This is a genomic window from Bradyrhizobium sp. RT6a (genome assembly GCF_040547675.1).
Taxonomy (GTDB): Bacteria; Pseudomonadota; Alphaproteobacteria; order Rhizobiales; family Xanthobacteraceae; genus Bradyrhizobium.
In genome coordinates this window covers 1,272,105-1,296,161 of record NZ_JBEPQC010000002.1, presented here as the reverse complement: position 1 = coordinate 1,296,161, position 24,057 = coordinate 1,272,105, and the positions used below count along the sequence as shown (strand labels likewise).

Here is a 24,057-nt window from a genome sequence, read left to right as displayed (position 1 = left end):
ACCGGCGTTCGGGGGTCACCGTTTCCTCCGCGCGCCACCTGATCTTGTGTTGGGTTGTTCTTAGCGCAAAAGGGCATTTTTTCTAGGTGCGTTGGATACCCCCTGCATGCCTCTTGAAGACGGGCGTGACTCGTCGGACCTTGTGTGCGAGTTATCAAGCAATTGAAGCGCTCACGGGGAGGCGCTGCTAATGGCGTTCGAAGAGAACAGCGATTCCAGCGGTTGGTTTTTTGCGGATGGTCAGGGACAGGCCGGTCCATTCACACTTACTCAATTGAGAAGACAGCTTCCGAGCTTCAATGAACCCGCGAGCGTGCTGGTGTGGCGGAACGGCTTTTCAGGCTGGGCCAAAGCCGGTGATGTACCTGAACTCAGGGACTTGGTATCGCGACCGCCCCTGCCCCCTTCAGACCAGATGCCCACATGGCGTGTGAAGTGGTGGTGGTATCCGGTACCCTTCTTGTCAATTGCCATCGGCAGTCAGGTTGGGCGGAAAGCCATGATCTGGAATTCGATGCAGCGGAGACAGGCGAAAGAAGCACGGCGAATTGCCGCGAACCGTTCTTGATCCAAGCCCAGGCCGTTAGCACCCACCCATAGCCTCACAGTTGATCATGCAGCCGGGTAAGAACCGGCCCGGTGCCTTCGCACCGGCCGGGGTTCGCACCCCGGCGGGGGTTATAGGGGGGTGTGAAGCACAGGGCTGCGAAGGGGTGCGAAGAGCCGCGAAGCGCGGGTGCGAGGGCTGAGGTCGCAGTCAAACACCGGCCGGAAAGCGTCTGACGTATCGTCAATCTCACTAAGTCGAGACTTTAAGCGGCTGGCCCGGCGCTTGCTGCACTGGCGCGCAAAGAAGTATCCACAGCCTAACCGCAAGCTCACATGTGGGAAATACTGGCGGACCCGCAGATATCAACAGGGGTGGACAAACGCGGAACTGGCGGGACTCCCGCGCGAATCACTGGTAAATTGCAACCGAGTCGGGGGCGCTCCGCCAAGAGCTAACCCCCGATCCTGCCAAATTTCAGCTTAGGGGCTGACGGCAGGCTTTGGTCGGTAACAAGCAGGACTATAACTCCTGACTCGCCCATATCGTCAAGTCGGCCCCTCATTTTGAAAGGGGCCAGAATGGCCAACTTTATCCTCAGCTATGACCTCAACGGGCCTCGTCCTTCTCATAAGGAGATGGACGACCATTTAGCGAAGATCGGCGGTTCGCGCGCCCGTGTCTTGGAGACCGTCTGGTACGTTGCCTACAGGGGGTCTCTGACGTCTCTTCAGGATCACGTAAAGTCGATCCTTGGGAAGGAGGATTTGCTTCTGGTAGTCGAAGCGAAGGAAGCGACATGGACAAAGCTCCTTGTTGATACGCAATCGCTCGTCAATAGCTGGAACGCAAACCGCTAGCGCTGAGGCCCGGCATCACTGCCGGGCTTCTTCTTTGACTTAGCCGCCTGCTTCACCTTCGGCTTTTCGTTCGACGCTCATGGGGTGCCTTGATCGCGCCACGTCGCAGCCTCGAAGCTAAACTTCTCACCAGGCATTTAAATCATGAGCGGCGATGATCCCGTTGACGATGATTCCCCTATCTCGGACGCGACGCCTGAAGACACCATCGATTATCTTCTGGTCCACATGGCCGGGGCGTTCGCCATCATGATGGCAGGTGGCTTAGAGGCAAATCTTCAAGACATGCTGGTTGCAACATGCCGTCCCATGTCTAACAAAATGCAAGCGAAAATATTCGATAGTTACGGGCCACTAAGCCATTTCTCTGCGAAAATCGATATCGCCTACATATTCGAGTTGATCGACAAAACGACCTACGACGATCTTCGCGCAATCAAGGACATCCGCAACAGGTTCGCTCATACGACGGGCTTCGTTCTGTTCAGCAATGAGCGTGTTGACCGGGAATGCCAAAGCCTTACTGGCTGGAAAAAGGGCAACGATAACCGCGCCCTGTTCGAGGCTCGCTGCATTGCGTGCAACGAAGTGATCATGGCACAGACGAAGAAGGCTCGGGACCGCTCGAAGCTGCCATTGCCAAATCTATCTTGACGAATGAACTCCTCGGCCCACCAGCGAGCGGCGCCGCCGCGCACGAAAGAGGCCGCCCATTGAGGCGACCTTAGTGCCTGATCGGCTCAAACCGATCTATCTTGGTCGCGCCTTCCCAAAGCTCGACCGCATGACCGTCTACAAGCAATTTGGCCCGCTCCCTAGCTGCCGCCTCGTCCTCCACTTCGAGGTCAACTCGAAGCGCGATGTGACCGTCATCGCCGATGATATAGACGCGAAACCCTCGCATAACCCAGCCCAAAAACTCCGTCTCATTCCGAAGCTGGAACTAATTTAGAGCCGATCTAAAGTCGCGTCACTATCGAAATCAGGCCACTCGCAAAATCAAACTAGGCCACCGCGCTCGGAAACAGGCCAGTACCGAACCCTGAAAGAGAACGGAACAGGAATCGATTCCGGGACTTTTTCCGGGACTTTCGGTGCTCTAGTCGTCTTTTGCAGTCATTTTCGTTCGTTTTTCGTGCCTGCCGCGCAACGACGGGGAGAAGAAAAGCTGCCCATTTCCAATAAGTTAGAACAGCCTTCACCGCACTTGTTTGGTTACGACGCCAACATCTGAAAACTCGGATGCACCAGCGCTTCCGGCGCGACCGCCAGCACGATCAGCGCGGCGACAGCAAGCGTGCGGAAGGTGATGGCGCGGCGATCGACCATCACTGCGATCAGCACCACCGCGGTCATGAAGAACGATCTTTGCGTGGCGACCTCCGCGCCCGACAGCAGCAGGTAGAACGCAGCGGCGACCAGCGCGGCGGTGGCCGACCATTTCTTGATGGCGAAGCCGGCCGCCAATCCCGGGATCAGAGCGAGCAGCGCCCGCACCGCGAAGAACACGACACCGGCAACGACGGCCATGTGATAACCGGAGATCGAGAGCACGTGGCCGAGGCCTGAGATGAACATCGCGTCGTTGACGGGCGTGGTGATCGCATCGCGCCGCCCGGTGAGCAGCGCGGTCGCGATTGCCCGGTTGTCGCCGTCGAGCGTCGCCCGGATGCGGGCATCGATCGCATCGCGCAGGCCTTGCATGAAGGCCGCGTAACGCAGTCGCAAGCCGGCGGTCTCAGGCGGCGCCGCCACCGTGATGGCGCCCATCGCGAAGCCGGAGGCGCCGATGCCCTGGAAGAACATGTCACGCGAAAAGTCGTAGCTGCCGGGCCGCACCGGCGCGAGCGGCGGCATCAGCCGCGCCTTCAGTTGAACGAAGCTGCCGACCTCCGGCGCGGTGCCCTTGCGGACCGACAGGCGCACGCGCTCGAGCTTGACGTCGCTGCGCTGCGCCTCCATCGCGGTGACGCGCAGCACGAAACGATCGGTGCGCTCGCGGATGTCGCGGGCCTCGACGAAGCCCGACAACGACACCGAATAGAGCGTCTTAGCCAGCACCGGGTGGGCGATGCGCGCCGTCTTCCAGGTCGCGACGGCAAAGCCGGCCGCGACCGCCGCGATCATGATGGCCGGGGCAAACAGCCGGCTCCGCCGCAACAGAGCCGCGCCAAGCAGGAGCGCAATGGCGGTCGTTGCAACGACCCACAGCACCGGCTCGTGATCAGCAGAGAAATAAAGCGCGACGCCGCAGCCAAACGCGACGGGCACCCACGGCAACAGCCGCCCGGCACCAGCCTCGGCGCGCAGCCACGCGCGGAGGGTCTCGGCCAGCGATGTCCAGAAGTCGAAGCCTGCAGGCGCGAGGCCGCCCGCGGACGCGGCGCGGCCCGTGGGCCACGTCCCTGCTATCCCTTGCGACCGTACCGGCCGGCCCGGCTCCGCCATTCCCTGCACTCGATGATACGCAACGAAGTCAGAAGCTACCGGAACGTGCAGGCGGGCGGATAGCGGTACAGATCAGGAACGAAAGGGCGCGACCGCTACTTTTCCTCTTCCATCGTCACGGCGACATCGGCTTTGGCCGACAGCCGAACCTTGTTGCCCTCGACTTCGGCGACGAGGCCCTTATCGATGAAGTGGTGGTGGCCCTTGTGGCTGCCCTCACCGCTGTCCTTCTTGGTCAGCTTGATGCGATTGCCTTCGACCTTGTCGACGGTGCCGACGTGAACGCCGTCGGCGCCGATGACTTCCATATGCTCTGAGATGTTTTGCATGGTGGGTTCCTTGTTGGGCCCACCCCAACGCGCGAGGTGCAGGTTCGTTCTCTCACGGGAATGACGAAGTCGTGTGCCCGCTGGTCAGATCAGCGGCGCCTGCGACGAAGCATGGTGATTGACGATCTTCCAGTCGCCGTCCTCGCGAATGATGACCCAGCTCATCTTGACCACGAGATCGGGGCGCTCGCCGGCGAGGTCGAACGAGATGGTTGCGCCCATGTTGATGAGGTCAGGACCTGCCTGCGCCGCCTTCACCTCCGAAAACACCGCAGCTGGCTGGCGCCAGCGCGGCAGGCCGTTGAAATAGTCGGCGACGCCATCTCTGCCGCGATAGAGCTTCGGATTGGAGCCGAAGAAGAAGGCATTCTTCGAATACAGAGACGAGAGGGCCGCGGCGTCGAGCGTGGCGAAGCCGGCGCGCCACTTCGCGATCATGGCGGAAACGATGGCGTCGGCTTCGTCGCTCATTGCGGTCCCTCAGCCTTTGGCAACTTCCTTCGCGAACGTGTCGCGCAGACCGATGGTCCTGGAAAATACCGGCTTGCCGGGCGTCGAGTCCTTGTCGCGCACGAAATAGCCTTGGCGCTCGAACTGCATCGGCTCGGTCGAATTGCTCTCGGCGACCGATGCTTCGATCCGGGCATCAGCGAGAATTTCCAGCGACTGCGGATTGAGGTCGGCGGCGAAGTTCGAGGCGTCCGGGCTCGGGTTGGCAAACAGCTGATTGTAGATGCGGATTTCCGCAGGCACGGATGTTGCTGCCGACAGCCAGTGCATAGTGGCCTTGACCTTGCGGCCGTCGGGCGCGTTGCCGCCCTTGGTCGCGGGATCATAGGTGCAACGCAGCTCCACCACTTCGCCGGCATCGTTCTTGATCACGCCGGTGCATTTGACGAAATAGGCGTAGCGCAGCCGCACCTCGTTGCCCGGCGACAGACGGAAGAACTTTTTCGGCGGGTTCTCCATGAAGTCGTCCTGCTCGATATAGAGCTCTCGGCCGAACGTGACCTTCCGGGTACCGGCGGAGGGATCGTCCGGATGGTTGATCGCCTCGAGCTCCTCGGTCTGCCCCTCCGGATAGTTCTCGATCACGACTTTGAGCGGCTTCAGCACCGCCATGCGCCGCTGCGACGTCCGGTTCAGCTCCTCGCGGATGCAGAACTCGAGCATGCCGACGTCGACGACGCTGTTGGCTTTCGCCACGCCGATGCGCTTGACGAACTCGCGAAGGGCGGCCGGCGGCACGCCGCGGCGGCGCATCCCAGCCATCGTCGGCATGCGCGGATCGTCCCAGCCAGCGACATGGCCCTCGCGGACAAGCTGGGTCAGCACGCGCTTGGACAGCAGCGTGTAGGTCAAATTCAGCCGCGCGAATTCGTACTGGTGCGGCTTCGACGGCACCGGCAGCTTTTCGATGAACCAGTCATAGAGCGGTCGGTGGTCCTCGAACTCCAGCGTGCAGATCGAGTGCGTGATGCCTTCGATGGCGTCCGACTGGCCGTGCGCATAATCGTAGCTCGGATAGATGCTCCACTTGGTCCCGGTGCGCGGATGGTGCGCATGCAGGATGCGGTACAGCACGGGGTCGCGCAGATTGATGTTGCCCGCACCCATGTCGATCTTGGCCCGCAGCACGCGCGCGCCGTTCGGGAATTCGCCCGCCTTCATGCGACGGAACAGGTCGAGGTTTTCATCCACGGTGCGATCGCGGAACGGCGAGTTCCTGCCGGGCTCCGTCAGCGTGCCACGTGAGGCGCGGATCTCTTCCTGGGTCTGGTCGTCGACATAGGCGAGCCCGTCGCGGATCAGCTGCTCCGCCCATTCGTAAAGGCGATCGAAATAGTCCGAGGCGAAGAACAGGTTCTTGCCCCAGTCGAAGCCGAGCCAGCGCACGTCGGCCTGGATGGAATCGATATATTCCTGCTCTTCCTTGACCGGGTTGGTGTCGTCGAAGCGCAGATGGCAGCGGCCCGGAAACTCCTGGGCGATGCCGAAATTGAGCGCAATCGACTTGGCGTGGCCGATATGGAGATAGCCGTTCGGCTCCGGCGGGAACCGGGTCACGATCTCCTTGTATTTGGCCTGATCGAGGTCGGCCTGGATGATGTCACGAATGAAATCGCGCCCAACCTCGTTCGCCACCGGTTCTGTCATTACGAAAATCCTGTAGGGAAATCAGCGGCCCTTCTGCCAAATTCGGGACGCTGAGCCAAGAGCTTAAGCAAGGCCTTAAGCCGTCCGCTGCCGGGCTTTAGTTATGCACCGGTCCTGTTATATACCACCGCCTCCAATGCATAGGCCTTGCCAAGAATGACCTCTCCCGTCGTCACCCGCTTCGCTCCCTCGCCGACCGGCTTCCTCCATATCGGGGGCGCGCGCACAGCGCTGTTCAACTGGCTCTATGCGAAGAAGCACGGCGGCAAGATGCTGCTCCGGATCGAGGACACCGACCGGGAGCGTTCGACGGAAGCGGCGATCGGCGCCATCCTCGACGGCCTGAAATGGCTGGAGCTCGGCTGGGATGGCGATGTCATCTACCAGTTCAGCCGCGCCGCCCGCCACCGCGAGGTCGCCGAGCAGCTGCTCGCCGAGGGCAAGGCCTATCGCTGCTACGCCACCGCCGAGGAGCTCACCGCGATGCGCGAGAAGGCGCGCGCGGAAGGCCGCACCCGCCTCTATGACGGCCTGTGGCGCGACCGCGACCCGGCGACTGCGCCAAGCGACGTGAAGCCCACCATCCGGCTGCGCGCGCCGCAGACCGGCGAGACCGTGATCGAAGACCAGGTCCAGGGCCGCGTGGTCTGGCAGAACGAGAACCTCGACGACCTCGTCCTGCTGCGCGGCGATGGCAACCCGACCTACATGCTCGCAGTGGTGGTCGACGACCACGACATGGGCGTCACCCATGTCATCCGCGGCGACGACCATTTGATCAACGCGGCCCGCCAAAAGCAGATCTACGACGCGATGGGCTGGACGCTGCCGAGCATGTCCCACATCCCCCTGATCCATGGCCCGGACGGTTCGAAGCTCTCCAAGAGGCACGGCGCGCTCGGCGTCGATGCCTACCGCGCCATGGGATACCTCCCGGCTGCGCTCCGCAACTATCTCGTCCGACTCGGCTGGAGCCATGGCGACCAGGAAATCTTCTCGACCGAGGAGATGATCGCGGCGTTCGACCTCGCCAGCGTCGGCCGCGCAGCGGCGCGCTTCGATTTCGCCAAGCTGGAAAACCTCAACGGCCATTACATCCGCAATGCCGACGATCAATCACTCGTGAAGATGTTCGAGGACGTGCTGGACCACGTCGTGCCCAGCCGCGACGAGCTTAAGGCCAAGTTAAACGACACCACGCGCGCGCAGCTCCTGAAGGCCATGCCGGCCCTGAAGGAGCGCGCCAAGACGCTGATCGAGCTGATCGACGGCGCCTATTTCATCTTCGCCGATCGGCCGCTGGAGCTTGATCCGAAGGCGGCAGCGCTGCTGACGCCCGAGAACCGCAAGCTGATCGGCCAGCTTCATTCCGCGCTGGAGAAAGTCGAGACTTGGAGCGCGGCCAACGCGGAAGCCGCGCTGCGCGCCTTTGCCGAGGAAAATAGTCTCAAGCTCGGCGCGGTCGCCCAGCCGCTGCGGGCGGCGCTGACCGGACGGACGACCTCGCCCGGCATATTCGAGGTTTTGGACGTCCTGGGACGCCAGGAAAGCCTGGGCCGGCTTAAAGATCAGGCCAAGGACTAGCCCAAGGACCTGGCTACGACGTAAGTCGACCATGCGTGGCGCCATCTTGCAGCGCACACAGCAATAATATACCCATCTCAGCCGTACCTTCTGGAACATCCGGCCTGCCCTGCGATATCTCATCGGGGCCTCCGGGTCCGGCCCGTTTCACCATACATCGGGGACCTCTGATGGACGCAAAACCAAGCAATAAGACCGCCACACTGACGGTCGGAAACAAGAATTTCGATCTTCCGATCCACAGCGGCAGCGTCGGGCCCGACGTCATCGATATCGGCAAGCTCTACGGCCAGTCCGGCCTGTTCACCTACGACCCGGGCTTCACCTCGACCGCGAGCTGCCAGTCCAAGATCACCTATATCGACGGTGACGCGGGCGTGCTGGAATACCGCGGCTATCCGATCGAGCAGCTCGCCGAGAACGGCGACTTCCTTGAGACCTGCTATCTGCTGCTGTTCGGGGAGCTTCCGACCGCCGCGCAGAAGAAGGATTTCGACGACCGCGTGATCCATCACACGATGGTGCACGAGCAGATGGCCCGCTTCTTCCAAGGCTTCCGCCGCGACGCCCATCCGATGGCGATCATGGTGGCGGCTGTCGGCGCGCTCGCCGCGTTCTATCACGACTCAACCGACATCAACGATCCGAAGCAGCGCATGATCGCGTCCATGCGCATGATCGCCAAGATCCCGACGCTGGCTGCGATGGCCTACAAGTACACGGTCGGCCAGCCCTTCGTGTATCCGAAAAACTCGCTGAAGTTCGCCGAGAACTTCCTGCACATGTGCTTTGCCGTGCCGTGCGAGGACTACAAGATCAACCCGGTGCTGGCTGACGCGCTGGACAAGATCTTCATCCTGCACGCCGACCACGAGCAGAACGCCTCGACCTCGACGGTGCGTATCGCCGGCTCTTCCGGCGCCAACCCGTTCGCCTGTATCGCCGCCGGCATCGCCTGCCTGTGGGGCCCGGCGCATGGCGGCGCCAACGAAGCAGCGCTGGCGATGCTCGCCGAGATCGGCTCGGTCGACAAGATCCCCGAATTCATCGCCAAGGTGAAGGACAAGAACTCTGAAGTCCGCCTGATGGGCTTCGGTCACCGCGTCTACAAGAACTACGATCCGCGCGCCAAGATCATGCAGAAGATGTGTCACGCCGTGCTCAAGGAGACCGGCCATGGCGAGGATCCGATGCTGAAGGTGGCGCTCGAGCTCGAGAAGATCGCGCTCAGCGACCAGTACTTCATCGACCGCAAGCTCTACCCGAATGTCGACTTCTATTCGGGCATCACGCTGAAGGCGATGGGCTTCCCGGTCTCGATGTTCACCGTGCTGTTCGCGGTCGCCCGCACCGTCGGCTGGATCAGCCAGTGGAGCGAGATGATCGAGGATCCGCAGCAGAAGATCGGCCGCCCGCGCCAGCTCTACACCGGCGTCACCCGCCGCGATTACGTCGCGATCAACAACCGGAAGTAAGGTCGAGCCATCACGGCTTTCGAAGCGGCGCCATCTCCGGATGGCGCCGTTTTTGTTTTGCGCCGACACAATCGTGCTGCCGCGCACAACAACAAGTCGGCGCAATGCCTCGTCCGGCGCTTGACGTCGAAACGCTTCGCGCGCAAATTCTTACTCTAAGTAAGAATGATGACAGGGATGGAAATGCCGGAGCAGCCGAGAAGTCGGCGGCAGACGCGTGCTGCCATTTTGACTCATCTGCTTCAGTCAGGCGGGTCGTTTCGGCCGCCGCTGGCTAAGGCCGTGCGCCTGTCGGAAGCGAGCCTGTCGCGCATCCTGTTCGACCTGAAGGCCGAAGGCCTGATCGAGGAAGTGCGGCGCCCTGCCCCTTATGTCGGCGGCCCGACCGGCCTCGTGTCGCTCGATGGGGCGGTGGCGCTCGCGGCCTTCGAACTCAACACCCAGCGGCTCAGCGTCGGCGTCGGGGGCCTGTCGGGTGAATTGCACGACACCGGGCATGTGCCGCTGCCGAAGACGCCGACCGTCGCGACCGTCGGCCGGGCGTTTCGCGAGGCGATGGCATTGCTGCGCGACTGGACGCGGCGCCGACGCATCCCCCTCGCGCAGATCGGCGTCTCCATTCCGGGCCTCGGCCGGCTGGGCGCATCAAGCAATCCGATCATTCCCTGCGACGTGGGGCGGATCAGCGAGATGTTCGGCGAGAACTTTGCCGGCGTGCCGGTCGAGTTCACCAATTCGGTCGTCGCGCACGCCATTTTTCACCGCTGCCGCACGGAGAATTATCCATTCAGCGGCGCGCATCTCTTCGTCTTCGTCGGTCAGGGCGTCGCGGGCACCTGGATGGATGATCCGATCGAGGACGATGCCCTCCAGCCGGTCGAGCTCGGCCACATGGTGTTCGAAGCCGACGGACCCATTTGCCGCTGTGGCCATCATGGTTGCGTCGAAGCCTATACGTCGCTTCCGGCCTTGGCCGAGCTTCTGGGCGTCGCGGAAGCGGAGTTGCTTCAACCCGGCAGCGAATGGGTGACCGCGATGCCGCTCTCGTCGCGGGTGCGGCAGGAATTGCGCCGGCGGCTGTTCCGGCTTGGCCTTGCGATCGGCAACACGCTGAACGTGAAGCCATGCAAGGGCGTCGCGATCAGCGGCTGGCCGTCGCTTCTCGCCGAGGACGATCGCAACGCGCTCGTGGCGGGGATCGACGCCTGCCTGTTGGGCGGCCGCAAGCACGCGCAAGTGTCGCTCGCTTTCGTGCCGCCGTCGAATGGCAACGATCCGCGGGCGGCGCTGGCATTCGCGGCTTTCTGCCTCGCTTGCCGCGGCGGCATGCCGGCCGCATCGATCGAGGCCGCCTGAGATACCTGATGCCGCGCGGCTCTCGCGCGAAAGAGTTCACACCGGGAGGAACTTGCCATGCCGATCACGACAACAAGGCGCCAACTGCTCGCCGGATCTTCGGCCGCGCTCGCGCTGCCGGCATTTGCCCGCGCGCAAGGCGCGATCAAGCCGCGTCTGACTGCGATCTCGCAATGGTCCGCAGGCAGCGATGGGGCTGCCATCACAGCGCTCGGCAAGAAATTCGAAGAGAAAGGCGGGGTTTGGCAGCACTCGCCCGTCCCCGGCTTCACCACGGAGATGATGAACAAGCTGCGTGCCCAGATCATGGCCGGCGATCCACCGGCCTGCTCGCAGCTCAAAGGTCCCGAGATCGCGGCTTGGTCGAAGATTGCCCCAACCGTCGATCTCGATGCCGTCGTCGCTGCCGCCGGCTACGAAAAGGTTATCGCTCCGGACCTTGCAAAATTGCACAAGCCGGGGGGCAAGTGGATTGCGCTGCCGTTGCAGATCTACAGCACCAACATGCTGTTTCTCTCCAAACGCGCAATGGACAAGGCCAAGGCCGACAAGATCCCCGTCACATGGGCTGAGTTCAACGACCTTGCCGAGAAGATGAAAGCAGGCGGAGTTCCCTATCCCATCGCCAACGGTGGCACCCGCCCGGACGACGGCCAGAAATTCGAGGCCGCTTTGGCAGGCATCAGTCCCACTGCATACCGCGCAGCCCTCATGAATCTCGACAAGAAGGCCCTGGAGGGCCCCGAGATAAAGGCGGCCTTCGTACAGGTGCGCAAGATTGCCGACTGGATGGACCCCAACGTCGGCGCCCAGCACTTTTCGACCAACCTGAAGCGCTTCGTCGACGGCGACATGGGCATGATGATCATGGGCGGGTGGGCGCAGGGCGTATTGCGCAACGCCGGTTTCAAGTTCGAGGACTTCATCATCGCCCCGGGCCCGAGCGACAATGGCAAGCCGGTCTTCCTGTTGAATGCCGATGCCTTCATATTCTGGCAGCGCAAGGAGCCCGACCTGCAAGCCGGCCAGACGCTGATGGCCCAGCTCGTCATGGATCCAGCGATCCAGACCATGTATTCGCAGATCACGGGATCGATCCCCGTGCGCACCGATGTCGATCTGTCGGGCGAAGGCTGGTCGGACGGTCAACGGCGGACCGCAGCAGCCCTGAAAGACGCGATCGCCAGCAATCAGGCCGTCCTCAGTCTCGCGCACAACATGGCGCAGGAAAACGGCATGACTGCAGCGATGATCGATGTGATCACGGAGTACGTGAAGAACAAGACGATCAAGCCGGAGCAAGCGGCCGTACGCCTCGCCGAGGCCGTCGAGAGCTCACGTTGACGATCGCCGTCTCGACAACACCGGGCCGGCCGGCTGCCTCTGACTGGGTACGCCGGCTGCCCGAATATTTGACGATCTGGGTGCCGCTGCTGTTGTCCGCCACGCATCTCATTGCGTTTACGCTGTGGACGATCTGGATATCGTTCACGCCCTCCACTCTGGTCCCGGTCTCGGGCTGGGTCGGTTTGCGCAACTATTCTGCGGTTGCAGCATCACGGAACTGGCAGATTGCTTTGGACAATCTGCTGCTGTTTGGCAGCGCATTCGTGTTGCTGAGTCTGGCGACCGGCCTCATCCTTGCGATCCTGCTCGATCAGCGCATCCGCGGCGAGAACCTGCTGCGGTCCATCTTTCTTTATCCTCTGGCGGTGTCATTCGTGGTCACCGGCACGGTCTGGAGTTGGTTGCTCAATCCGGGCCTCGGGATCCAGAAGCTGGTCCGCGACCTTGGCTGGACCACCTTCAGGTTCGACTGGCTGATCGACCGCGACATGGCCATTTGGACCATCGTCATCGCCGCGATCTGGCAATCCTCCGGTTTCGCCATGGCGCTGTTCCTCGCCGGCCTCCGCTCCGTCGACGCCGACCTGATCAAGGCCGCGCAGATCGACGGCGCCGGACCGATCCGAATGTACCGGCGCGTCATCCTGCCGACCCTTTGGCCGATCACCATCACCGTGATCGTCATCCAGCTGCAGTTCGCGATTTCGACCTTCGACCTCGTCCGCGCGCTCACCAACGGCGGCCCCGGAATCGCCACCCAGCTGCCGGCTCTTGTCGTCTACGACCTGATGTTCCAGCGCAGCCTGCTCGGACGGGGAGCGGCGGCGGCAGTGCTCATGTTGCTCATTCTTCTCGCGGTTTTGCTGCCCTATGCAGCGTGGCGTTACGTCCAGCGGCGGCGGGCGATCCATGCGTGAGCGAACCATCGCGCCAAGCCGGATTCTGATCTATCTCGTCGTCTCGCTGATCGCTGCAGCATGGCTCGCGCCATTGGCTGTTGTCGTGCTGAACTCGCTGCGCACCAACGAGGAGATCGCGCAGGCCTCGATGATCGGCTGGCCGAAGCAATGGGCATGGAGCAACTACGCCGCGGCCTGGAGCGGCTTCTGCGTTGCCGAGACCTGTGCCGGCATCCGGCCGTACATGCTGAACTCCGCGCTCGTCACGATTCCCGCGACGATTTTTTCGACCCTGCTGGGTGCTGTCGCCGGTTACGCCGTGTCGCTCTGGCGTTTTCGCGGCGATAGCTGGATCTACGGCATTGTGACCCTTGGCCTCTTCCTTCCCCAGCAGATGCGCTTGCTGCCCTGGACCATCGTGTTGCGCGATACGGGCCTGATGAACACGTTAACTGGTCTGGTCGTGATCCACACGATCCAGGGGCTGTCCTTTACCACCTTGTTCTGCCGAAACTACTACACTGCCATCCCGCAGGATTTGATAAGAGCTGCACGCATCGATGGCGCAGGGTTCTTTCGTATTTTCTGGCGCATCATCCTGCCGCTCTCGCCGCCTATTCTGGTCGTCACCGTGATCTGGCAGTTCACGCATATCTGGAACGAGTTTCTCTACGGCGTGACATTCACGACCGGTCAGCAGCAGCCGGTCACCGCCGCGCTAATCGCGCTATCCGCCGCGGTCGCCGACATCCCGCAGCATGGCGTGCAAAGCGCGGCGGTGATGATCGCCGCGCTGCCAACCCTGCTGATCTATCTGATCGGCGGCAAGTATTTCGTGCGCGGCCTCACCGCCGGCGCCGTGAAATGATCGGATTGTCATGGCAGCCCTAAGCATTCGCTCCCTGTCCAAGCGCTACGCCAATCTGGAGGTGCTCAAGGGCATCGATCTCGACATCGAGAGCGGTGAATTCACCGTGCTCGTCGGCCCATCCGGCTGCGGCAAGTCCACGCTGCTCAACATCATCGCCGGGCTCGACCTCCCGAGCGCAGGCACCGTGGAAATCGGCGGACGTATCGTCAACGACGTTCCGCCAAAGGACCGCGACATCGCGATGGTGTTCCAGTCCTACGCGCTCTATCCGTCGATGACGGTGCGCCAGAACATCACCTTCGGCATGGAATGCCGCCACGTACCAAAGGCGGAGCAGGAGAAGGCGCTGGCGAATGTGGCCAGGCTGCTCCAGATCGAGCCGCTGCTCGGCCGCAAGCCGTCGCAGCTCTCCGGTGGCCAGCGCCAGCGTGTGGCGATGGGCCGGGCGCTGGTGCGCGATCCCCTGCTCTTCCTGTTCGACGAGCCGCTGTCCAATCTCGACGCCAAGCTGCGCGTCGAGATGCGGATGGAGATCAAGCGGCTGCACCAGCGCATCGGCGCCACCATCGTCTATGTCACTCACGATCAGATCGAGGCGATGACGATGGCGACGCGCATCGCCGTGATGCATCGGGGCGTGGTGCAGCAGTTTGCCGACCCTGATACTGTGTATCGCTATCCCGCCAATCTGTTCGTGGCCCGTTTCATGGGCTCGCCGCCGATGAACACCATGCCGGCACGGCTCGAGGCAGACGCCGGCGGGCCGGTGGTCGTGATCGGCGCGGGGCGGCCGGACGAGGTCCGCCTCCGCCTTGGCCAATATGACGCGGCGGCACCCTTCGTCGGCCGTGACGTGGTGGTCGGGATCAGGCCGGAATGCATCGCCGAGGGCAGCCGCGTATTTTCCGCCGATCCGCCCGTCGTCGTCAACGCGCCGGTGGAGATGGTCGAGCCGACGGGGGCCGAAACGATCGTGCTGCTGCGGCTTGGCGGCGAGCCCGCGCTGGCGCGCATCACGCCGGACATCCGCCCCACACCGGGCGCCGTCGCCCCGTTCGCGCTCGACACGCGCCGCATCTGCCTGTTCGACCCCGAGACGGAGCGACTGATCGCATGACAAGAACGAGCTATGCCGGTCTTAGGGATCGCGTGGTGTTGATCACCGGTGGCGCCAGCGGCATCGGTGCCGCCTTCGTGCGGGCGTTCGCGGCGCAAGGGGCTCGCGTCGCGTTCCTGGATCTGGACGAAGCAGCCGGCCGGGCGCTGGTCGCGGAGGTGAAGGCCGCGGCTGGAACCGCACCCTTGTTCGTGCCGTGCGATCTCCTCGACATCGACGCCTTGCGCGGCGCCATGGCGCAGGTGCACGGATCGCTTGGCGATGCCGCGGTTCTCGTCAACAACGCCGCCAATGATCAACGCCAGGGACTGGCCGAGGTAACCCCGGCCGAGTTCGACTGGATGATCGGCGTCAACCTCAAGCACGTCTTCTTTGCCGCGCAAGCGGTGGTGCCGCAGATGCAGGCGCGCGGCGGCGGCTCGATCATCAACATGTCGTCGATTGCCTGGATGCGCGGCGCGCCGGGGCTGCCGGTCTACGCCGCGGCGAAGGCCGCGATCGTCGGCTTCACCAACTCCCTGGCCCGGTCGCTCGGGCCCGACCGCATCCGCGTCAACGCGATAGCGCCGGGGATGGTGATCACGGAGCGTCAGCGCCGGCTGTGGTATCCGGACGACCAGACGATCGCCGAGCTGCGCACGCGTCAGGCCATTCCCGACGCGGTGACGCCCGACGACATCGCCAACATGGCGCTATTCCTCGCTTCCGATGAGAGCCAGCGCATCACGCGGCAGTGTTTTCAGGTCGACGCTGGTCTCGGCTAAAGCGTGTACTCACAAACCCGAGCTGCTTCGTAGAGGTCCGCTCCGCATCCGATAGCCGTCGCGTTGGCGTACCTCACCCTTGGTCCGAGTTGGGCCAGAAGCGGTCCTCTACAATCCGCGCGACGTGACTTTCCAAAACCTATCCATGGCTGAGCAATGCTCTCTGGACTTCGGCCCCAGCAAGTTTGCTACCGACCTAAAATCGAATGCTTTCGTGCCATCTGCGTGCTGTAGTGATTCAAGAAAGCCGGTTGCCAAAGCGGCACGTTCTTGAGCAGAGCCGTCTTCGAGCGCTTTTTCGCAGAGTTCAAAAACGGATTGTATTGTGCTTTTTGGCAGTCGATTGAAATGCTCAACAAGAGCCTCTGCCAATCCGGTACCCGCGAGGGTTATGGGCACAACTTCCGGCGACCATTCGGCATTTAGCTTAGCGAGCGCCTCTCTCAATTGAGGTGCAAGATCAGCGATTCTTTCAAGGTAGCTCTCATTCCTAGGCATGCGATCAATATGTCGGACGCGGATCACGTCGGCAATGGGTCACAAACCGCCGATCACGCCCAAGGTTAGGAGGCTTCCGCTTTGCGCTGGCAAGCCGACGCTTGTGAGTACACGTCCTAGCTAGCCCGCCTGCCCTTGCGCATGGTCGCCAGCACGATGTCGGCTGCGAGTACGCTCGGCGACTTGTTGCCGGTCGACATGATCGTATCGAGCTGGGCGAACGCTTCCACCTGCTGTCGGCGCAACGGTGAATCGGTCAGAAGCTGCGAGAGCGCGGGCGCCAGGTTCTCCGGCGTGCAGTCTTCCTGCAGGAACTCCGGGATGACATCCTTGCCGATCACGAGATTGGCGAGGATCACCGAGGAGACGCGGATCGCGCGGCGCAGGATGAAGGCTTCGATCGCGCCGACCCGATAGGCCGTCACCATCGGAATGCCCGATAGCGCGAGCTCCAGCGTCACTGTGCCGGATTTTGCCAATGCCGCGCGCGCGATGCGGAAGGCGGCGCGCTTCTCGTTCTCGCCGACCACGATTTGAGGCTTGACCGGCCAGTTCGCGATGCCTTCGCGGATGGTGGCTTCGAGATGCGGCATGGTCGGCAGCATCAGTTCGAACGCGCGGCCTTCCGTCTGCAATCGGCCGAGCGTCGCGCCGAACACGTCGAGATGGTGCCTGATCTCGCTGCGGCGGCTGCCGGGCAGCACCAGCAAAACCGGCGGCCCGCTGTAGCGGCGCTTCTGCTCCTCCGCGTTCGGCCGCAGCGAGGACAATTGCTCGATCAGGGGATGGCCGACATAGCTGCATGGCGGCCCGCCGAGCTTGCGATATTCCTCCGGCTCGAACGGCAACAGGCCGAGCACATGGTCGACATAGCCGAGCATGGTCCGCGCCCGTCCCGGCCGCCAGGCCCAGAGCTGCGGCGAGACGTAGTCGACGACCGGGATCGCCGGATTGCGCGCCCGCACGCGGCGGGCGACACGGTGGGTGAAGTCGGGGCTGTCGATGATGACGAGCGCGTCCGGCGCGGCTTCGGTTATGGCCTCCGCGGTCTCGCGGATCAGCCGCAGGATCTTCGGCAATTGCTGCACCACCGCGGCGAAGCCCACGATCGAGAGCTGCTCGATCGGAAACAGCGTCTCCAGCCCCTGGCGCGCCATGGTGTGGCCGCCGACGCCCACGAACTGCACGCCGTCGCCGAGGCGCTGGCGCAGCACCTTCATCAAGGCGCTGCCGAGCCGGTCGCCGGATTCCTCCGTGGCGATCAGGAAGATCTTGCGCTTGGGATCGCGGCCTTGCATCACGCCGGCAGGCCGATGACGAAGAGATATTTGGCGTCGGCGAGCGCGATCATCGCCTGCGGCTCGGCGGCGATGGTATTGCCGGCGACGACGGCGATCCCGGCCAGCCCCGCGGCGGCGACGCCCTCGAGGGTGCGCGGGCCGATCGTCGGCAGGTCGAAGCGCAGATCCTGTCCGCTCTTCGGGACCTTCACCAGCACGCCCCGCCCAGTGGCGGCGCGGATGCGCCCCTCCTCGCGCAGCCGCGCCACGCGCGCGAGCAGCGCATCGGTGCCCTCGATATCCTCGACCGCCACCACATGGCCGTCGATCACGACCGCAGCCTGGCCGATGTCGAATGGACCGAGCGCGGTCAGCACCGCGCGTCCGCGCTCGATGTCGGTCTTGCCGGTGTCGCTCGGCCAGGCGCGGCTGATGCAGCCCTCAGGCATCAGCAGGTCGGGCGCGACATCCTTGATGCCGACCATGCGAAACCCGCCCTGCTCGAGAATGCGCCCGACGCCGGATAACAAATGATCGTCGCCGCCGCGGAAGGCGCGGATGACATTGCCGAGCAGCCGGAGCGTCGTGAAGTCGACGCGGACTTCCGAAAGCGAGGGCCGTACCAGCGTGCCGATGAAGATCAGGTCGCGGCAGCCTTCTTCGCGAAACAACCGCATGGCGCGGCCGAGTTGGCCGACCGAGATCCAGCGATGGCGGAATTTTTCCACCCGTGCCGGATCGCAGGCCCCCCGAAGGGGAAACAACACCGGCGTGATGCCGCGGGCGGCGAGCGATTCGGCAACCGCGAACGGCATCGCGCCGCCGCCGGCGACCACGCCGACCGGCGATGAAATCTCCGAAGCCGCCGATGTCATGCCCGCGGCCATCCCATCATCACTTCGCGATGGCGGGAAGACAGAGCGGGCGCTTGCCCTTGCCGATGAAGTCGAGGATTTCGCCGATCGCCGGATCGTCACCGGCGAGCGGCCGCGCCGCCTCCAGGCGTTCGGCAAAGGTAGCGGGGCCATGAAAGAGTTTCTGATAGAACGCGCGCACCGTCGCAAGCCGCTGCTTGGTGAACTTGCGCCGCTTCATGCCGATCAGGTTGAGGCCTTCGAGGACGGCATACTGGCCGTTGACGAGGCCGAACGGAATGACGTCGTCGCGCACGCCGCACACGCCGCCGACCATCACCTGCGGGCCGATGCGGGTGAACTGGTGCACCGCGGACAGACCGCCGATAAAGACGAAATCACCGATCTCGCAGTGACCGCCGAGCGTGGCCGAGGTCGCGAAGATCACGTCGTTGCCGACATGGCAGTCATGGCCGACATGGCTGCAATTCATGAAATAATTGCGGTCGCCGACCTCTGTGATGCCGCCGCCTGCGACCGTGCCGGCGTTCATGGTCACGGATTCGCGGATGGTGCAGCCCGAACCGATCTTGAGCTTCGTCAATTCGCCACGATAGCTGAGCGATTGCGGCGGCGTGCCGAGCGAGGCGAACGGATAGATGGTGCAATCGTCACCGATCGTGGTCTGCGCGGTGATATGCACATGTCCGATCAACTTGCAGTTACTGCCGATCACGACATGCGCACCGATGATGCAGAAGGGGCCGATCTCGGTGCCCTCGCCGATCACGGCGCCGTCCGCGATCCGTGCGGTGGGATCAATCTTACTCATCAAGCAATCTGACTCATCAAGAAGGTCTGATTAGGTGTTGAAGTCGCTCGGTTTTCCGCTGGTTAGCGCGACTATGCCCGATCTGTCCAGTGACGTATGATCTTTCCGTGTTTCAAGTGCCGGATGAGGCAGCCTTCCCGGCTCATCAACAAGTTCATGCGGAGCTTCAGGTATCGTGGTCAGGGCCCTGGCACTTCTCCTCGCACAACTCGCCGCCGCGCCGATCGTGTCCGAGACGATCGAGACCGGTGAACACCGGCACATTGACCTCGCGACATTCGAATGCCGCGACATCACCCGCAGCACGGTACTCCAGCGGGTCTGTTACGATCGTGCGCAGCAGGCCCTCGTCGTGGCTGTGGACGGCGCTTATGACCGCTATTGCAGCGTGCCGGTCGACACGGTCGAGCGCCTGCTCGGCGCACCGTCCATGGGACAGTTCTTCAACCAGAACATCAAGCGCGAGGTCAGCGGCGGCCGGTACGCGTGTCCTGCACGCGAGCGTATCCAGAGAAGTTGATCCCGCTCAGTCGGTCAGCATGGCGCCGACGTCGGCCTCCGCAACCACCTGGCCGTTGACCTTGGCGTCGCCGTGAAACCACCACATGGCCTTGCGGCGACCGATCGAGCGCATGTGGTATTCGATGGTATCGCCGGGCAGCACCGGCTTGCGGAACTTGCACTTGTCGATGGTCAGGAAGTAGACCGCGCGCGGCTTGTCGGTGCCTTCGACCGACTTGATGCCGATCACACCCGCAGTCTGCGCCATCGCTTCGATCATCATGACGCCGGGATAGACCGGGCGATCGGGAAAATGGCCCTGGAACGGCGGTTCGTTGAAGGTGACGTTCTTGATGCCGATGCCGCTGTAATCGGTGCGGATGTTGATCACGCGATCGATCAGCAGCATCGGAAAACGGTGCGGGAGCGTTTGCAGGATCATGTTGATGTCCACAAGCTCGAACCTGATCGGTGCTTCGTCCGTCACTCCCGTTCCTCCTGCTTCGGATCGGCCTTGCTGTCGCGCGCCAAGCGCTCGACCGCCAAAATTTCCTTGAACCACTGCCGGGTCGGCTTGGCAAAAAAACCACCCCAGCGTCCGTTGGGAGGAACGTCGTCCTTGACGCCGCTCATGGCAGTCACCTGAGCTCCATCCCCGATCTTGACGTGATTGTTGATGCCCACCTTCGCTCCCAGCGCCACGTTGTCGCCGAGGGTCAGGCTGCCGGCAAGGCCGATCTGGGCTGCCAGCAGGCAGTGCCGGCCAATGGTCACATTGTGGCCGATCTGGACCTGATTGTCGATTTTGGTCCCTTCGCCGATCACGGTGTCGCGCAAGGAGCCCCGATCAATGGTGGTGCCGGCGCCGACCTCCACGTTGTTCTGAATCAGCACGCGGCCGGTCTGGGGCACTTTTAGATGGCCCTCGGGACCGAAGAAGATGAAGCCGTAGCCGTCCTGGCCGATCGAGCAGCCGGGGTGGATCAGCACGTCGTTGCCGATCAGCGCGCACTGGATGGCGGTGCGTGCGCCGACATTGCAGTCCCGGCCGATCTTGACGCCGGGGCCTATCACGGCCCCCACACCGATCACCGTGCCGCTGCCGATCTCCACGTCAGGGCCGATCACGGCCAGGGGATCGACGATCACGCCGTCCTCGAGCCTGGCCGTGGGATCGATGATGGCCGACGGCGCGATGCCCTCGTTACCAGTCCAGGATTGCGGCCGGAGCGCGTCGCCATGCCACTCCCGCGCGATCCTGACGAAGGCGCGGAACGGCTGCGGCGCCCGCAGCACGGCGACATGCGCGGGCACCCGGGCCTCGAAGCGTGGGCTCACCAGGCAAGCACCGGCCTTGGTCGCCTTGAGCTCATCGGCATATTTGAGATTGTCGAAGAACGTCAGGTGCATCGGGCCGGCTTCGTCGAGCGAAGCAAGACCCCTGATGATTTGGCCGCCCCTGGCGGGATCGACCAGCTCCGCCTTGGTCAGCGTGGCTATGTCAGCCAGCGCTGAGGCGGGCGGCTGTGTGAAGAAGTTCGGCTGCGCCATTCCACCCCGTCGCGGTCCGGCTTCGGCATGAAGCGGCCAAGCCGCATCATGCCTCATCTCCTGGATTGGCACGATCCCTTTCGGAAACCGGTTCCTGTGGTCCGGATCGTGCCGTGCTGTTCGAATTAGAACGAGGTGCCGCCGCCGAACCGGAACTCCTGCGTACGGTCGTTCTTGCCCTTGGTCAGCGGCACGGCGTAGTCGAAGCGCAGCGGACCGAACGGCGAGGCCCAGATCAAGCCGACGCCGACCGACGACCGGACGGCATTGCCGTTGTCATAGACCAGGCCGGTGCAGGTTCCAGCCGAAGCTGGATTGACGGTCGACGGCGTGCAGCTCGAATTCTTGGTCGTGGTCACTTCGTTGGTCACCGACCACGTCGTCGGGCCCTGATAGTCGAACAGCCCGCCGGCGTCGGCGTAGACGGCGCCCTTCAGACCCACTTCCTTCGGCAGGAACCAGAACGGCATCTGCAATTCGAGCGAAGCACCCCAATATTTGGTGCCACCAAGTGCGTCCTGCGTACCGAAGGGGTTCAAATCGCGCGGTCCGATGCCGTTCGGGGCAAAGCCACGGACGAGGTTCGGGCCCATCTGGAAGTGATCGAGCATGCGCAGATCGCTGCCCATCTTGTTCAGCATGCCGCCCTGCAACCGGACCAGGCCGACGATGTCGGACACCAGCGGAGTGTAGTACTTAGCGTCGACAACCGACTTCAGGTAAGAGACGTCGCCGCCGACGCCGGCGAAGTCCTGACGGAAGTCGACGAGCAGACCGTCGGTGGGGTTCTTGTTGTTGTCGAGCGTGTTGTAGGTCAGCGAATAGCCGAGCGCCGAAGTCAGGGTCTTGCCGCTGGCCAGCTCCTTGCGCACCGGCAGCGAGGCTTCACCGTCGCTGTAGCAGCCGAGGCCGTTGGTGGAGGCGAGGCTCAGGCCGGTTGCGTTGGCGAAGGCTGGGCTCGGGTTGAACGCTGGATTCGCGCTGCCATCGGGCAGAGTCTGTACGTTGTTACAGTTCGCCAGGTAAGACGGCAGCGTGATTTCCTGCCGGTAGATCGAGTAGCGCACCTGCAGCGACAGATCTTCACGCAGGGAGAAACCGAGGCGCGGGGAGAAGCCGAGCGTCTTGGTGCCGTAGGAGATGTAGCTGTTGGATTTCTGCTCACGCTGATAGAGGTCGAGACCCAGCGCGACACGGTAGTCGAGCAAATAGGGCTCAACGAACGACAGCGAGTAGCCACGGGCGTACTGACCATAGGTCACCGACGCCTTGGCGAACAGGCCGCGGCCGAGCAAATTGCGCTCGGAGACCGAGACTTCGGCCAACGCGCCGTCGGTGGTGGAGTAACCACCCGAAACCGAGAAGTCGCCGGTCGATTTCTCTTCCATGTCCACGAGCAAGATCACGCGGTCGCTCGACGAGCCGGGCTCCGTCGTAATCTTCACGGTCTTGAAATAGTCGAGGTTCTTCAAGCGGCGCTCGGCACGGTCGACCAGCGCGCGGTTGTAGGCATCGCCCTCGGAGACGTCGAACTCGCGACGAATCACGTAGTCGCGCGTGCGGGTGTTGCCGCGGAGGTTGATGCGCTCGATATAGGTGCGCGGACCCTCGTCGATGTTGAATACGACCGACACGGTGTGCGCTTCGAAGTTGCGGTCGCCGCCGGGACGGACCACGGCGAAGGCATAACCGCGCCGTGAGGCTTCGATCTGCATCTCCTCGACCGACTTCTCGACCGATTCGACGTTGTAGAGCGAGCCGACATTGACGCGCGAATAGTTGCGCATCGAGGTGGGATCGAAGTTCGGAATGCTGGAGCGGAAGTCGATCGAGCCGACCCGGTATTGCGAGCCTTCCTCGATCTTGAAGGTAACGTTGAAACCCTTCTTCTCCGGATCGTATTCGGTGAGCGCGGCTACGACCTGGACGTCGGCGAAACCGTTCTTGAGATAGAAGCGGCGGATCAGGTCGCGGTCGGCCTCGACCCGATCGGGATCGTAGATGTCGCTGCTGGCGAGGAAGCTCAGCAGGTTCGATTCGTGCGTCTTGATGATGTCGCGCAGGCGGTAAGACGAGAACGCGTTGTTGCCGACGAACTCGATCGACTTGACGCCGGTCTTGGCGCCCTCCTCGACCGTGAAGACGAGATCGACGCGGTTGTTCGGCTGCTCGATGATTTCAGGCGTGACGCGGACGTCGTAGCGACCGGAACGGCGATAGATTTCGGCGATTCGCAGCGTGTCGGACTGCACCATGGCGCGCGAGAAGGTGCCGCGCGCCTTGGACTGGACTTCACCGGTGAGCTGCTCGTCCTTGATCTTCTTGTTGCCCTCGAAGGCAATGCGGCCGATCACCGGGTTTTCCACCACGGAGACGACGATCTGGCCACCGGCACCGCGGTTGATCCTGACGTCCTGGAACAGGCCGGTCTCGATCAACGCCTTGAGGCCGTCGTCGATGGCGCCTTGATCCAAGCGACCGCCGGGACCCGGCTTGAAGTAAGAGCGGATCGTCTCCACCTCGACGCGGCGATTTCCCTCGACGGAAATCGACTGCACGGTCTGAGCAAGCGCAGACGAAGACACAAAGGCAGCCCCAACCGGGGCAAGCACCGGCGCGCCGAACATGATCAGGGTTGCGAGCAAGCCCCCCCGGAGTCGCAGTCCAAACTTCATTGCGCAACGCGCCCTTATCATTCCGTACCAGACCCAACCCCAAAGCCGGTCTGGAGATTCCCCAAGTTCAAGCCGCTTGTAGACAATTTCACCGACGCCGCAAACGGCCGAG

At 63.0% G+C, this 24,057-nt stretch carries 23 protein-coding genes and 1 pseudogene; 13 read left to right on the top strand and 11 right to left on the bottom strand.

What is annotated here, in order from left to right; all coding sequences use genetic code 11:
• The first annotated feature begins 190 nt into the window (after nucleotides 1-190).
• From ABIC03_RS16125 to ABIC03_RS16110, 4 genes are all read left to right on the top strand, one after another.
• Nucleotides 191-568, top strand: a complete 378-nt coding sequence (locus tag ABIC03_RS16125; protein ID WP_354059076.1) for a DUF4339 domain-containing protein — start codon at nucleotides 191-193, stop codon at nucleotides 566-568.
• A gap of 560 nt (nucleotides 569-1,128) precedes the next feature.
• Entirely contained in the window at nucleotides 1,129-1,407 is a 279-nt protein-coding gene (locus ABIC03_RS16120; protein ID WP_354059074.1) for a hypothetical protein, read from the top strand.
• A gap of 144 nt (nucleotides 1,408-1,551) precedes the next feature.
• Nucleotides 1,552-2,061, top strand: coding sequence for a hypothetical protein (locus ABIC03_RS16115; RefSeq protein ID WP_354059072.1), 510 nt, complete (start codon nucleotides 1,552-1,554; stop codon nucleotides 2,059-2,061).
• 73 nt (nucleotides 2,062-2,134) lie between these two features.
• Nucleotides 2,135-2,359: a hypothetical protein gene (locus ABIC03_RS16110; RefSeq protein ID WP_354059070.1), complete on the top strand. Its 225-nt coding sequence runs from the start codon at nucleotides 2,135-2,137 to the stop codon at nucleotides 2,357-2,359.
• A 275-nt stretch (nucleotides 2,360-2,634) separates the two neighbouring features.
• Here the strand turns inward: ABIC03_RS16110 and ABIC03_RS16105 are convergent.
• From ABIC03_RS16105 to ABIC03_RS16090, 4 genes and pseudogenes are all read right to left on the bottom strand, one after another.
• Nucleotides 2,635-3,855, bottom strand: a pseudogene (locus ABIC03_RS16105) (ComEC/Rec2 family competence protein); the annotation flags it as partial.
• 95 nt (nucleotides 3,856-3,950) lie between these two features.
• Nucleotides 3,951-4,184, bottom strand: coding sequence for a DUF2171 domain-containing protein (locus tag ABIC03_RS16100; protein ID WP_354059068.1), 234 nt, complete (start codon nucleotides 4,182-4,184; stop codon nucleotides 3,951-3,953).
• Nucleotides 4,185-4,268: 84 nt separating this feature from the next.
• Nucleotides 4,269-4,655 carry a YybH family protein gene (locus tag ABIC03_RS16095; protein WP_354059066.1) on the bottom strand — a complete coding sequence of 129 codons (387 nt, stop codon included), beginning with the start codon at nucleotides 4,653-4,655 and terminating at the stop codon, nucleotides 4,269-4,271.
• 9 nt (nucleotides 4,656-4,664) lie between these two features.
• Nucleotides 4,665-6,341, bottom strand: coding sequence for a glutamine--tRNA ligase/YqeY domain fusion protein (locus ABIC03_RS16090; RefSeq protein WP_354059064.1), 1,677 nt, complete (start codon nucleotides 6,339-6,341; stop codon nucleotides 4,665-4,667).
• A 156-nt stretch (nucleotides 6,342-6,497) separates the two neighbouring features.
• On the opposite strand from ABIC03_RS16090, the gene gltX reads away from it, so the two are divergent.
• The 8 genes from gltX (at nucleotide 6,498) to ABIC03_RS16050 (ending at nucleotide 15,754) form a co-directional block, all read left to right on the top strand.
• The gene (gltX, locus tag ABIC03_RS16085) at nucleotides 6,498-7,925 is read left to right on the top strand and encodes a glutamate--tRNA ligase (protein ID WP_354059062.1); all 1,428 of its coding nucleotides are present in this window, start codon (nucleotides 6,498-6,500) and stop codon (nucleotides 7,923-7,925) included.
• A gap of 170 nt (nucleotides 7,926-8,095) precedes the next feature.
• Nucleotides 8,096-9,400: a citrate synthase gene (gltA, locus tag ABIC03_RS16080; RefSeq protein WP_354059060.1), complete on the top strand. Its 1,305-nt coding sequence runs from the start codon at nucleotides 8,096-8,098 to the stop codon at nucleotides 9,398-9,400.
• 177 nt (nucleotides 9,401-9,577) lie between these two features.
• Nucleotides 9,578-10,756, top strand: a complete 1,179-nt coding sequence (locus tag ABIC03_RS16075) for an ROK family transcriptional regulator (protein ID WP_354059058.1) — start codon at nucleotides 9,578-9,580, stop codon at nucleotides 10,754-10,756.
• A gap of 57 nt (nucleotides 10,757-10,813) precedes the next feature.
• The gene (locus tag ABIC03_RS16070; RefSeq protein WP_354059056.1) at nucleotides 10,814-12,100 is read left to right on the top strand and encodes an ABC transporter substrate-binding protein; all 1,287 of its coding nucleotides are present in this window, start codon (nucleotides 10,814-10,816) and stop codon (nucleotides 12,098-12,100) included.
• The gene (locus ABIC03_RS16065; protein WP_275171260.1) at nucleotides 12,097-13,020 is read left to right on the top strand and encodes a carbohydrate ABC transporter permease; all 924 of its coding nucleotides are present in this window, start codon (nucleotides 12,097-12,099) and stop codon (nucleotides 13,018-13,020) included. The genes ABIC03_RS16070 and ABIC03_RS16065 overlap by 4 nt, the downstream gene beginning before the upstream one ends.
• Complete coding sequence (locus ABIC03_RS16060; protein ID WP_275171261.1) at nucleotides 13,013-13,870, top strand: carbohydrate ABC transporter permease; 858 nt, start codon at nucleotides 13,013-13,015, stop codon at nucleotides 13,868-13,870. The genes ABIC03_RS16065 and ABIC03_RS16060 overlap by 8 nt, the downstream gene beginning before the upstream one ends.
• 10 nt (nucleotides 13,871-13,880) lie before the next feature.
• A complete protein-coding gene (locus ABIC03_RS16055) occupies nucleotides 13,881-14,990 on the top strand; it encodes an ABC transporter ATP-binding protein (protein WP_275171262.1) in 1,110 nt (369 codons plus the stop codon).
• Nucleotides 14,987-15,754 (top strand): SDR family NAD(P)-dependent oxidoreductase, encoded by a 768-nt coding sequence (locus ABIC03_RS16050; RefSeq protein WP_275171263.1) that lies wholly within the window; start codon nucleotides 14,987-14,989, stop codon nucleotides 15,752-15,754. Before ABIC03_RS16055 ends, ABIC03_RS16050 begins: the two co-directional genes overlap by 4 nt.
• A 108-nt stretch (nucleotides 15,755-15,862) precedes the next feature.
• On the opposite strand, the gene ABIC03_RS39270 is transcribed toward ABIC03_RS16050, so the two are convergent.
• The 4 genes from ABIC03_RS39270 to lpxA form a co-directional block, all read right to left on the bottom strand.
• The gene (locus tag ABIC03_RS39270; protein WP_354129737.1) at nucleotides 15,863-16,252 is read right to left on the bottom strand and encodes a DUF7674 family protein; all 390 of its coding nucleotides are present in this window, start codon (nucleotides 16,250-16,252) and stop codon (nucleotides 15,863-15,865) included.
• 116 nt (nucleotides 16,253-16,368) lie between these two features.
• The gene (lpxB, locus tag ABIC03_RS16045; RefSeq protein WP_354059052.1) at nucleotides 16,369-17,553 is read right to left on the bottom strand and encodes a lipid-A-disaccharide synthase; all 1,185 of its coding nucleotides are present in this window, start codon (nucleotides 17,551-17,553) and stop codon (nucleotides 16,369-16,371) included.
• A complete protein-coding gene (locus ABIC03_RS16040) occupies nucleotides 17,550-18,407 on the bottom strand; it encodes an LpxI family protein (protein ID WP_219682193.1) in 858 nt (285 codons plus the stop codon). The genes lpxB and ABIC03_RS16040 overlap by 4 nt, the downstream gene beginning before the upstream one ends.
• Nucleotides 18,408-18,426: 19 nt before the next feature.
• Nucleotides 18,427-19,218, bottom strand: a complete 792-nt coding sequence (gene lpxA / locus ABIC03_RS16035) for an acyl-ACP--UDP-N-acetylglucosamine O-acyltransferase (RefSeq protein ID WP_354059050.1) — start codon at nucleotides 19,216-19,218, stop codon at nucleotides 18,427-18,429.
• Nucleotides 19,219-19,393: 175 nt separating this feature from the next.
• On the opposite strand from lpxA, the gene ABIC03_RS16030 reads away from it, so the two are divergent.
• Nucleotides 19,394-19,738: a KTSC domain-containing protein gene (locus ABIC03_RS16030; RefSeq protein ID WP_354059048.1), complete on the top strand. Its 345-nt coding sequence runs from the start codon at nucleotides 19,394-19,396 to the stop codon at nucleotides 19,736-19,738.
• 6 nt (nucleotides 19,739-19,744) lie between these two features.
• Here ABIC03_RS16030 and fabZ read toward each other — a convergent pair whose 3' ends face one another.
• From fabZ to bamA, 3 genes are all read right to left on the bottom strand, one after another.
• Complete coding sequence (gene fabZ, locus ABIC03_RS16025) at nucleotides 19,745-20,206, bottom strand: 3-hydroxyacyl-ACP dehydratase FabZ (RefSeq protein ID WP_354059046.1); 462 nt, start codon at nucleotides 20,204-20,206, stop codon at nucleotides 19,745-19,747.
• Nucleotides 20,203-21,270: a UDP-3-O-(3-hydroxymyristoyl)glucosamine N-acyltransferase gene (gene lpxD / locus ABIC03_RS16020; protein WP_354059044.1), complete on the bottom strand. Its 1,068-nt coding sequence runs from the start codon at nucleotides 21,268-21,270 to the stop codon at nucleotides 20,203-20,205. Before lpxD ends, fabZ begins: the two co-directional genes overlap by 4 nt.
• Before the next feature lie 125 nt (nucleotides 21,271-21,395).
• On the bottom strand, nucleotides 21,396-23,945 hold the full coding sequence (gene bamA / locus ABIC03_RS16015; RefSeq protein WP_354059042.1) for an outer membrane protein assembly factor BamA: 2,550 nt from the start codon (nucleotides 23,943-23,945) through the stop codon (nucleotides 21,396-21,398).
• Between the last annotated feature and the right edge of the window lie 112 nt (nucleotides 23,946-24,057).